At 63.1% G+C, this 10751-nt stretch carries 13 protein-coding genes; 9 read left to right on the forward strand and 4 right to left on the reverse strand.

Annotated elements, in window-relative coordinates:
- Positions 1–14 precede the first annotated feature (14 nt).
- A complete protein-coding gene (locus tag ABD903_RS17800) occupies positions 15–2165 on the forward strand; it encodes a TraM recognition domain-containing protein (RefSeq protein WP_345226567.1) in 2151 nt (716 codons plus the stop codon).
- Positions 2166–2219: 54 nt separating this feature from the next.
- On the opposite strand, the gene ABD903_RS17805 is transcribed toward ABD903_RS17800, so the two are convergent.
- From ABD903_RS17805 to ABD903_RS17815, 3 genes are read right to left on the reverse strand one after another with little or no spacing between them, the layout of a single operon-like run.
- Positions 2220–3497, reverse strand: a complete 1278-nt coding sequence (locus tag ABD903_RS17805) for an MFS transporter (protein ID WP_345226586.1) — start codon at positions 3495–3497, stop codon at positions 2220–2222.
- 37 nt (positions 3498–3534) lie between these two features.
- Complete coding sequence (locus ABD903_RS17810) at positions 3535–4677, reverse strand: MBL fold metallo-hydrolase (RefSeq protein WP_345226569.1); 1143 nt, start codon at positions 4675–4677, stop codon at positions 3535–3537.
- A gap of 27 nt (positions 4678–4704) precedes the next feature.
- Positions 4705–5370: an ArsR/SmtB family transcription factor gene (locus tag ABD903_RS17815; protein ID WP_345226570.1), complete on the reverse strand. Its 666-nt coding sequence runs from the start codon at positions 5368–5370 to the stop codon at positions 4705–4707.
- A 280-nt stretch (positions 5371–5650) separates the two neighbouring features.
- Between ABD903_RS17815 and ABD903_RS17820 the strand changes: the two genes are divergently transcribed.
- From ABD903_RS17820 to crcB, 8 genes are all read left to right on the forward strand, one after another.
- A complete protein-coding gene (locus ABD903_RS17820) occupies positions 5651–5908 on the forward strand; it encodes a hypothetical protein (protein WP_345226572.1) in 258 nt (85 codons plus the stop codon).
- Between the two features lie 101 nt (positions 5909–6009).
- Positions 6010–7347 (forward strand): Fic/DOC family protein, encoded by a 1338-nt coding sequence (locus ABD903_RS17825; protein ID WP_345226574.1) that lies wholly within the window; start codon positions 6010–6012, stop codon positions 7345–7347.
- A 38-nt stretch (positions 7348–7385) separates the two neighbouring features.
- Entirely contained in the window at positions 7386–7694 is a 309-nt protein-coding gene (locus ABD903_RS17830) for a hypothetical protein (protein WP_345226576.1), read from the forward strand.
- Between the two features lie 9 nt (positions 7695–7703).
- Positions 7704–7931 (forward strand): hypothetical protein, encoded by a 228-nt coding sequence (locus ABD903_RS17835; RefSeq protein WP_345226577.1) that lies wholly within the window; start codon positions 7704–7706, stop codon positions 7929–7931.
- Between the two features lie 124 nt (positions 7932–8055).
- A complete protein-coding gene (locus ABD903_RS17840; protein ID WP_345226579.1) occupies positions 8056–8433 on the forward strand; it encodes an ArsR/SmtB family transcription factor in 378 nt (125 codons plus the stop codon).
- Positions 8430–9059 (forward strand): mercuric transport protein MerTP, encoded by a 630-nt coding sequence (merTP, locus tag ABD903_RS17845; protein WP_345226581.1) that lies wholly within the window; start codon positions 8430–8432, stop codon positions 9057–9059. Before ABD903_RS17840 ends, merTP begins: the two co-directional genes overlap by 4 nt.
- Positions 9060–9070: 11 nt before the next feature.
- A complete protein-coding gene (locus ABD903_RS17850; RefSeq protein WP_345226583.1) occupies positions 9071–9319 on the forward strand; it encodes a GDCCVxC domain-containing (seleno)protein in 249 nt (82 codons plus the stop codon).
- A 276-nt stretch (positions 9320–9595) separates the two neighbouring features.
- Positions 9596–9967: a fluoride efflux transporter CrcB gene (crcB, locus tag ABD903_RS17855; RefSeq protein ID WP_345226585.1), complete on the forward strand. Its 372-nt coding sequence runs from the start codon at positions 9596–9598 to the stop codon at positions 9965–9967.
- 258 nt (positions 9968–10225) lie between these two features.
- Here the strand turns inward: crcB and ABD903_RS17860 are convergent.
- Positions 10226–10751: arsenic resistance protein (locus tag ABD903_RS17860; RefSeq protein ID WP_425555518.1), on the reverse strand; the 526-nt coding region annotated here is incomplete at its 5' end.

Consider the following 10751-nt stretch of genomic DNA (forward strand, 5'->3'; position numbering starts at 1 on the left):
ATTTCATTTTTTTCATGAGCATGATGAGTGCCCCTCGGCAGCCGGCTACCCACCGCCTGACCGGCCTGTACCTAGCCTTAGGCTTACTGTTGCTATTGCTTGCCGCCGGCGAGTATTACCTGCTGTCCCAACCGGCATTCAAGGCCGAAGCAATGGCCCCGGGCGGGCCGGGCGCCGGCCTGGGAGCTTCCATCACCAGCCGTCTGCTGGCGGGGCTGGTTAGCTTTTACCAACGCTTTGGCCTAATCGTGCGCGGAGCGATGCTGGTAGCCGGGGTGTTGCTAGCGCTGCTGCTCAAGGCACCACCCGCCCGGCCGGGCCAGCGCCGCTGGCAACCCACGCAGCTGCAGCTGCGGCGCATCCAGCTGGGAGCCGCCGGCGCAGGCCTGGTAGGGGGCGCGTTGTTGCTGGCGCAGGCTTCGTTTTCTGCTGGCGTCGTTGCCTGGCTCTACCCCTTAGCAGCCCTGCTCGTACTGGGCGCGGGCTTGGCGGCCGGCAGCGCGCGGGCCCTGCACAAAACCGAGCGGTTCGGGTTGCGCACTGAGCGGCGGCGGCAGGCCTCGGAGCACGGCTTTAGCCTGGCCACCACGGACGGCGGCTGGATTAACATTCCCAATCCGTTTCGCGGCACGCTGGTGCTCGGCGGGGCCGGGGCCGGCAAGTCGTACTCGATTGGGGAGCCCCTGATTGAGCAGTTCACCGAGAAGGGCTTTGCCGGGCTCATCTACGACTTTAAGTTTCCGGTGCTGGCGGAGGCTGCGCAGAAGGCGTTTGTGCTGGCCGATGCCAAAGCCGCAGCGATAGGGGAGGGGCGGCCTGCCGTGCAGTTGCACATCATTAACTTCAAGGACCTGGAGCGCAGTGAGCGGGTAAACCCGTTGCGGGCCGACAAGATGCCAGTCGTGGCCTACGCCAACGAGTACGCCCGCGCCATCATGGCCAACCTGAACCCGGAAAGCATCAAAAAGATGGATTTCTTCGACACCAGCGCCAACGCCTTTCTGACGGCCATCATCTGGTTTTACAAGAAGAACTTCCCCGCCTTCTGCACCCTGCCCCACGTGGTGAACACGGCCTTGCACCCGGACTTTACCCACGTGCTGAGCATGCTCGACACCGACCCAGAATGCGGCGACATGGTGCGCTCCATCACGACGGCCGTGAAGCAGCGGGCCGAAAAGCAGGTGGCCGGCGTCATCGCCTCACTGCAGATTGTGCTTACGCGCATCAACTCCCCGGAAATTGCCTGGGTGCTCACGCCCGACGAGGCAAGAGGGGAGGGGTTTAGCCTGGAGCTAAATGACCCGCAGGCGCCTAAGGTGCTGGTGGTAGGCAACGACCCCACGCTGAAGGAAACTTTCTCGCCGGTCATCAGCTGCATCGTGGCCGTGGCGCTGAAGCTGATGAACCAGCAGCACAAGCACCCGAGCTACGTGTTCCTCGATGAGGCGGCGACCATCTACGTGCCAAACCTGGAGGTAATACCGGCCACGGCCCGCAGCAACAAGGTGGCCATGATTTACATGACCCAGGACCTGAGCCAGATGATTGATGCCTACGGCCGCGACAAGATGCAGGTGATGGTGAGCAACCTCAACAACCAGTTTTTCGGCAAGGTCAACTCGCTGGAAACGGCCAAGTTTGTCTCGGAGCTGGTAGGCAAAGAAGACCGGGAAATGGTATCGGCCAGCCTGGGCCGCAGCCAGAGCGGTGGCAGCCGCGGCGCCGGCAGCAATGCCAGCCAGAGCGTGAGCTGGCAGGAGCGCAACCTGGTACGCCTGCAGGATACCATCACGCTGGAAACCGGCGAGTTCATCGGCCAGACCGTGGAAACCGAGCAGCCCTTTTTCCAGGGCAAGGTGGAGCGCCAGGCGGTGCCCGGCTCGTACCCGCTGCACCCGCTGGCCACCTTTGGGGGCGGGCCGGCACCGGCGCTGGCCGAGGCTCCGGCAGGGGAGGGGCTGGACCGGGACTGGCTGAGCCAGCGACGGGCAGCCCGGCAGGCCGGTAGTTTTCCTGCTGTGGGCCCAGTTAGTGCGGTACAGGCCGTCATTCAGGCCAATTTCGAATTGATTAGGGAAGACGTGGCGAGCATCGTGGGTCAGTACGCCAACACTTTAAAGGCAAGTGAGACCTTGCGGAGCGACCGCGAGCCGCTTTTATAACTTTTAGGCAGTAATGTGCGCGAATAACCATAGCCTTTCGCGGCTAGGAAACCGCTACGTCGTTGGCACCAAGTACTGGCTTGGCGCCGGAAGGCGCGAACCGGTCAGTTCCGGGTCTTGAAGCGTCAGTAGTGGGCAGTGCATGCGGGCGTAGATGACCAGCGCCGAGCCCACCGTTAGCAGGCCGATGACCCCCAGCGCGGCCGCCAAGCCCAGGGTGTCGGCCAGCACACCGGTCAGCAGCGCCCCGACAGCATAGCCTGCGTCGCGCCAGAGGCGAAAGATGCCCACGCTGTGGGCCCGCTGCGCTAGGGGGGCATACTCAGCCACCGCTGCCAGAAAGGTGGGGTACACCAACGCCGTGCCGGCCCCGAGCAGGGCCGCCAGCAGCACAAACGCCGGGTAGGAGGACACGACCAGCATGGCCAGCAGCACCGCGCCCTGCACGAGCAGGCCCCCGAAGAGCAGGTGCTTTTTGCAGTAGCGGTCGGCCAGTGGCCCGGTGACCAGCTGCCCCAGCCCCCACACGGCCGGGTAGACGGCGGCCACCGTGCCGATTTGCGTGAGGGAAAACCCTTTCGCGGCCAGCAATAGCGGCAGCAAGCCCCAGACCATGCCGTCGTTGAGGTTGTTGACCAAGCCGGCCTGCGTCACGGAGCCCAGGTTGGGGTGGCGCCAGGTCACGTCCCAGAACGAGAGGGGCGGTCCGGCGGGACCGGGCGGGGCCTGCGCGGCTTCCAGCGCGACGTGGTGGCGGGTGTCGCGCACGAGCAGCGAGCCCAGCAGCCCGAGCACCGCCAGGGCGATGCCCAGGTAGAACGGATAGGGCCGCAGCCCGTATTCCGTGGCCAGCCAGCCCGAGGCAAAGGCCGTCGCGGCCACGGCCAGATAACCGGCCGACTCGTTCAGGCCCATGGCCAGTCCGCGCTGCCGGGGCCCCACCAAGTCAATCTTCATAACTACCGTGCTTGACCACGCCAGCCCCTGATTCAGGCCCAGCAGCACGTTGGCGGCAATGACCCAGCCCCAGGAGGGCGCATAGAGCAGGAGCAGCGGCACGGGCAGGCCGATGACCCAGCCCAGCACCAGCAGGTTTTTGCGGCCCACCCGGTTGGCCCAGGCCCCCGCGTAGTAGTTGGCGGCCGCCTTGGTCAGGCCAAAGACCACGATGAAGGAGAGAATAGCGGAACGGGCCACCAGGTGAAACTCCTGCTCCGCGAGCCGGGGCAGGATGGTGCGCTCCAGCCCCACCATGCCGCCCACGAAGGCGTTGACCACGACCAGCAACGCAAATTGCCCCGCGTTGGCCCGCAGGCCGAGCTTGGTTTCCATCGAATTCATTTGAAATTTAGAAAGTCGCGGGAAAGGGTTAGCGCACGGCACAGCGGTTGGCGCCGGCTTCGAGGGCCTCGGCTTCGGCCGGCCACGGCGCCGCTTCGGCGTTGAGCTGGCTGATGCGGTGGTAGTTGCCCGGGGCCGGGGGCACCCGGCTCAGCAGCGCCGGCACAAAGGCCGCCGGCGCCAAGTTCAGTAGGGAGGTGTGGTGTCGGACTTCGCCCAGCGTCGCGGCCAGCACCCGGCCGTCAAACGGCACGGGCTCGCTTGTGTGAGCCGGTAGCACCCACAGCGTGTCAGACAGGGCCAGCAGGGCTTGCAGCGAGGCGTGCAGCTGCCGGGCCTTGGCTTCGGCCTCGGCTTCGTCGGCCTTGAGGTCGGGACGCCCCACCCCCTGCAGAAACAGCGTGTCACCGGTCAGCAGGGCCCCGTTGCCCAGGCGGAAGCACACGCTGTCCCAGGTGTGGCCGGGGGTGGCCAGCACCTGCAGTGAGGTGTTGCCCACCGGTACGGGCTCTTCCGCCGCCAGCGGAACAAAGGCGAACCGGGCGGGGCTATTGGCGGGCAGTAGCAAGCGGGCTCCGATCTGCGTGGCCAGGTCTCGGGCCCGGGACAGGTGGTCGGCGTGCAGGTGGGTTTCCAGCACGGCCGTAATGCGCCAGCCGTAGCGGGCCGCTAGTTCCTGGTACACGGCCGGGTCCACCGAAGCATCCACGACCACGGCTTCGTTCCGGGAGCCAATCAGGTAGGAGAGGCAGCCCTTGCCCGTGCGGCGCACCTGTACCACGGTGGCCTGCTCGGCAGGGAGCACGAGTTCGGCCGTGTTCCACATGCCACCCCAGGCGCCCATGCCCCCGGTCAGGGAGTAAACGTCGTAACCCAGGACCTGCAGCTGCACGGCGACCCGCTGGCTCATCCGGCCGGCGGCGCACACCGTCACCACAGGCTGATTTTGGGGAATGGCCATGCCCTCAAATACCTGCGCTACACCCGCCTTAAGCTGCTCGTAAACCGGTACGTGCCGGCTGCCGGGAATGGCCCATTCGGCGCGTTGGTCAGCTGGACGCACGTCGAGCACGGTGACCGGGTGGCCTTGTTCAAGCCAGTTGCGAAGCGTCGATGCATCGAGTTCCGGAGGAAAAGCTGCTGCTACGGATGCGGAAGGGAAAGAACGCATGGGATTTAGGGAGGGGTAAGCAGGAAGTTAGTTTAGGATGGCAACTGGCAGACCGCGCTGTTTCCAGTCCGGATATCCCTCGCTCAAGCACACGGCCGGGTAGCCCAGCCCGCGCAGGTAAGTCACGGCTTCGTCGGCAAACACGCAGAATGGCCCCCGGCAGTAGGCAACCACGAGTTGCCCGGTAGGCAGCGCCCGGGCGTGTTCAGCCAACTCGGTCAAGGGCATTGAGAGGGCCTGCGGAATGTGGCCCAGGCGGTATTCTTCGGCCGGCCGCACGTCGAGCAGCACCACCGGCTCATTGAGCTGCCGCTCCACCAACTCCTCGATGCTGAGGCGCTCGAGCGTGTGGCGTTCGTCGCGGAAGTCGTGCACGAGTTGCGCCACCTCGGCCAGCTGCAGCAGCCCCAGCGTGCGCAGCGACTGCCAAGCGGCAAAGACCGTGTCGTTGGCCAGGCGGTAGAAGATGTGGTTGCCCTGGCGGCGCGTGGCCAGCAGCTGCACGCCCTTGAGTACCTGCAGGTGCTGCGAAGCGTTGGCGACCGATACGCCGGTTTCCGCGGCAATGTGCTCCACAGTCTTCTCCCCTTGCGCCAGCAGCTCAACAATTTCCACTCGGTGGGAATTGGCCAGTGCCTTGGTCAGCTGGGTGATACCCTGGTATACCCGGTCTTTAAATTCTCGCTTTTCCATACGCCTTTGCCCGACCAGAATTGTTGCCCGGTGGACAAAGGTAGCAAGTGGCCTCATCTATTCAATAAACTTATTGAATAGATGAGGCAGTTTCAGTCTTTCATTGGAAGTATTCGGAAAAACGCGAGTAGCAAAAGTTATTCTGAATTAGGGCTTTTATGAACTGGCCGCTCGGGCAGCCCGATACGTTTTAGGCCCGAAAGAGGGGAAACAGAGGCACCATAATGCCGGGTTTTTTGTTTATTTTGTACTCTCATTCCTCGTTTACGTACTGTCTTTTATGAACACGCAAGCTTCTCACATCCCGCAGTTTGGTCCCCGCGAGCAAACCCGCGAGCAGCGGCAGTTTATCATAAACCAGTCGCTGGGCATTACCCGCAGCCAAGGCGCGTACCAGGAGCCCGCGTGGCTGGCCGAACTGCACGCGCAGTACGTGAACGGCCGGATTGACCTGGCCACCGTGGGGGCCCGCCACGACGAGCACCAGCGCCAGTTGCAGGCCCACAACGTCGAGCATGCTTTGGCGCACGTGGCATAAAGGCTGCATCTTAGATTTCTTTTGCATTAGCCCGGCTTTGGCCGGGCTAATTTTTTAGCCCTATTCCAGCTAGCAGCCGGGCGCTCGTATTGACCAGGACGATGGATAAGTTTACCGACCCCCACACCGGCGTCTTTACCAACAAGCTCGGCATCACGAATGCCGAAGAGTTAGAGCAGGCCACCAAAGACGCCTCGCTGCGCCGGCTGCAGGAGCTGGCCGCTGGCTACGGCCCCCAGGGCGACACCTTCAATGCCCAACGCTTGCGGGCGGTGCACCAGCACCTATTTCAGGACACCTTCGAATGGGCCGGCCAGACCCGCCAGGAAGCTGGCTTTCAGGGTGTCAAAGCGGCCGACCTGCCCGGAACCACCGCCGTGCCCATGCACTTTGCGCCCTTCGAGCGCATCGACGAGCGACTGAACGCGCTGGGCGAGCAGCTCAAGTTGGAAAACAACCTCAAGGGCCTGCCTACACCCGATGCATTTGCCGAGCGGGCCGCTTATTACTTTGACCACTACAACCACGTGCATGCCTTTCGCGAGGGCAACGGCCGTACCCTGCAGGCCACCTTCGCCGAAATAGCTTACCAGGCTGGCTACCAGGTCGACTTCAACCGGGAGTACGAGAAGCTGAACCCCGCCCGCGACCAGGGCATCGTGAGCCTGCACGGAGCGCCGCACCGGGAAAGGGACCTACAGGCCCTGCGTGACCTGTTTGCCCGCAACACCACGCCCCTGCCCGGACCGGAAGCCGAAGCGGCCCGGCACCCCAGCCAGGTCCGCCCGTTGCCCGATGGACCAACTCCCGCGGTGCGGCAGATAGAGGAGCTGCGCGAGCTAGTCGCTGCCACCCCGGCCCTGCAGCAGCTGGTGGCCGGGGTGGACTACCGCCGCAACCAGCGCGCCGATGCGCTGCTTGTCCAAGTGCTGGGCATCGACCGCAACCCGCAGGCTGGCGTGGCCCAGCACGGGACCGGGCTGCGGCAGCTGTTGCAGGAGGTGGTGCAGGACAAACGCTTTCAGGACCCCGTCTCACAGCGCGAGGCCGCCCGTTTTGGGGCCGCGCTGGCAGCACTCCACCCGGAGCAAACGAAGTCCGTGGCGCCTACCCCGACCGTACCTGCCACCAGCCAGCCCCAAGCAACAACGGCAGCTTTCGTGCAAGCGGCCAAGCAGCTGGTCGAGGGACTGGAGGAGCAGGGTTACCCCGGGCCGGCTGATTCCTTGTCTCGGGCGGCCAAAGCCGTGGAGAAATCCGCTTACCTGGGCGGCGCCAACCTGCAGGCGGTGGCGGACGCATTGACCCGGGCCGAAAAGATACCGGCATTGGCCGACGATGCCGCTGCCCTGCGCAGCGCCGGGCGCGGTTTGCAGGAAGCGCAGCGCCTCGTCGCGTCCCCAACGCCGGGCCGAGAGAACGAAGGCCCCGAACGGTAAGTACCGTTTATATTCGGACGTAACACCAGGACCAGTCCATGAATTTATACATCGAGGCCGAGTACGAGGCCGCCAGCTGGGAATTGGAGCAGTTGCTGGACCGGTGGCCGCAGCAAGCTGAACGCACCCTCACGCTACTGGCAGCCGTGGAGGAGTTCTTTCGGCGGGGTGCGTGCCACTGGCCGGCGCCGGCTACCCCGCGCCTGCCCGAAGGGCCTATTGATGAAGCGCGACGGGCAAGGGCCTGGGCTCACCGCGAAAACCCCGCGCTGGCTCGGCAATACCTGCTCAACCTGGCCCACGCCAAGGAGGCGTTGGCCGCTCAAGCTAACCAAACGAATAACTAGGTAGACCTCATGACTGCCGCTAACTGCTACCTTGCGCCGATGAAGGACGATGAGCTTCAGTTTTTGCAGGAGCAGCTAGAGGCTACCGAGTTGTTGCCCTGTGTCACCTGCCGGCAGCAGACACTACACGTCCACTTGGAGGTGTTGGAGCGGTACGTGCACGCCACGGAGTTGTTGATGGAATGCACCGCCTGTGGCACCCGGCGCGCATGGATGCAGCTGGAAACGCCGCAATAATCTGACTCAAAAATTTCGCTACAACACAGATTGACTAAGTCAAACGGCAGAGGAACGAGCACGTATGCCGCGCATTACTATTTTAGCGTTTGCTTAAATACTAAAGTAGTACCTTTGCATAACGATGAAAGCTCAATCCACTTGCGTCCGGGTCTTTGCTGATACCGCGCACATTGAAAGCAGCAAACAACGGCTGGCCGCAGCGGAGCCCGGCTTGCAGGCACTGGCCCAAGTGCTGGCCCTGGCCGGCAACGAAGTGCGCCTGAAGATGCTGTTTCTGCTCCTCGACCAGCAGCAGCTCTGCGTATGCGACCTGGCCGACGTGCTGCAGATGAACGTGTCGGCCATCTCGCAGCACCTGCGCAAGCTCAAGGACGGCGGCGTGGTGCAGGCACGCAAGGTTGGGCAGACCGTCTTCTATACCCTGACGCCCGCTTTGCGGCCTTTGGTACAGCCGCTGCTGGCCTCAGTTTCCACTGCTCTCCCCACTGCTACCGTATGAATCAGTCTCCTGCCACTCCCACAAAATCCCTGGCTGGAACGGGCCTGCTGGCGGCGTTGGCTGCCTCGCTCTGTTGCATCACCCCGCTGCTGGCCATTGTCGGCGGATTGGGCGGCGTAGCAGCGACCTTCTCGTGGCTGGAGCCCCTGCGCCCCTACCTGATAGCCCTGACGGTGGGCGTGCTGGGATTTGCCTGGTACCAACAACTCTGGTCCACCCCCAAAGCAGCCGATGATTGTGGTTGCCCCGCACCGGTTACACCCTCCCCGATGCAATCACGCGGCTTCCTGGGGAGCGTGACGGTCTTGGCCGGGCTGCTGCTGTTCTTTCCCTACTACGGGGCCCGATTCTACCCATCGGCTGCCCCCAAGCCGGTAGCAGCCACTAGCGCCGCTCCGGTGTGGCAAACGAGTTCCTATCGCATCGGGGGCATGACCTGCGAGGCCTGCGCCCGCCACGTGGAGCACGACGTGCAGCAGCTGCCGGGCGTGCAGAGCGTACGGGTGTCCTACGACCAGGGCACCGCCCACGTGCGCTTTAATCCAGTGGTGACGCCTGCGGCCCAGGTAGAGAAGGCCATCAACGGCACCGGCTACTCGGTGCTGAACCCCACTTCCCCGCGTTAATCGTCTCGGCTATGATACCCTTAATTCCTGTTACGCCCACGCCAGCGGTTACGCTGACCTCCGTAATTACCTGCCCGGTTTGCCAGCACGCGCAAGCCGAGCAAATGCCCACCGATGCCTGCCAGTGGTTTTACGAATGCACCAGCTGCCACACGGTGCTTAAGCCCCTGGCTGGCGACTGCTGCGTGTTCTGCTCCTACGGCACGGTGCCCTGCCCGCCCATTCAAAAGCAGGGCAAAGGCGCCTGCGGCTGCTGTTAGTTACCTTCCCAACCCATGAAAAAACTTCTGCTTGCCCTGACCCTGCTGGCCACAATTAGCAGCGGTTCCGCTAACGACGGCTAACCCGGCAAAAAGAACAAAATGGCCGCAAAGGAAGCAGCCATGCAATGCTCCAAAGGCGAGAATCTTAGCACCAAGTGCTGCGCCAAGAGACCTGCCACAGGCGCCGTTATGACGCCGACCTCTCAGGAAGCAGCCAAAAAGTAAGGTGCTCAGCGGGTTGGCTAACCTGCCTTAGCCCCGTACGTTTGCCGTATGAACTACCCTTGGTTTCTCGTTGCTGCGGGCGGCGGTGTGGGTGCAGTGGCTCGTTATCTCCTTCAGCAGTACGTGCAGGGCCGCTGGCCGCTGGCTTGGCCCGTGGGCACTGGGGCCGTGAACGCGCTGGGCTGCCTGCTGGCCGGCTTGTTGTTAGGCTTGTTCGAGCGGTACGCCCTGGGTGCCCCGTGGCGGCTACTCTTCATCACGGGCGTTTGTGGGGGCTTTACCACGTTCTCGGCGTTTGCTTTGGAGAATGTAGCCTTGTTGCGGTCAGGCCAAGTGGCATTAGCGGCCTTGTACGCAGGTGGGAGTGTGGCGGTGGGGATGCTGCTGGCTGCGGCCGGCTACTGGCTGACACGTGGGTAAATGCCCGAACCTTGGTCAACTCTGTTAGTCATCTTTAGTGTGTTCTGGAGCGTAATAACGCCTATTGATGGCTGGGCACAGAAGTCCAGAGCATTGTTTAGCACCGGGCCCCAAGAACCAGCAATAAAATCAGTTGCCTCCATTTCCCTAAAAGCTTATTCGTATATCAAGCCCAAACAGGCGCATACCGCCCACCGAGCCGTGACGGCACCAACTGCGACCCGCGAGGAGTAGGTAGCTGGCCACCAAGAAATGGTTTTACGCTGCTGAAGCTCTGCTATTACCACCGTACCAGCGGCGACGGAACCAGAAGGCCACGTTCACGAGCGCAATCAGCGCAGGTACCTCAATCAGTGGCCCGATAACACCCGCAAAGGCTTGCCCGGAGTCAAGGCCAAACACGCCGATGGCCACGGCAATGGCCAACTCGAAGTTGTTGCCGGTAGCGGTAAAGGCAATGCTGGCGTTTTCGGCATAGTCGGCGCCCAGCCACTTGCCCGCCGCGAAGCTGAGCACGAACATGATGCCGAAGTACAAAGCCAGCGGCAGGGCAATGCGCAGCACGTCCAACGGGATACGCACGATGGTTTCGCCCTTGAGGCTAAACATGACCACGATGGTGAGCAGCAGGGCAATCAGGGTGATGGGGCTGATGGCCGGGAGGTACACCCGCTCGTACCACTCGTTGCCCTTGAGCCGGCGCAGAATGGTGGGTGTTGTTAAACAAATAGGGGAAAACCTCCGAGTCGTCCGGTTAGGCTGACGCGTTCCGGCTTGGCTGGCG

It is taken from the genome of Hymenobacter koreensis, assembly GCF_039541855.1.
Taxonomy (GTDB): domain Bacteria; phylum Bacteroidota; class Bacteroidia; order Cytophagales; family Hymenobacteraceae; genus Solirubrum; species Solirubrum koreensis.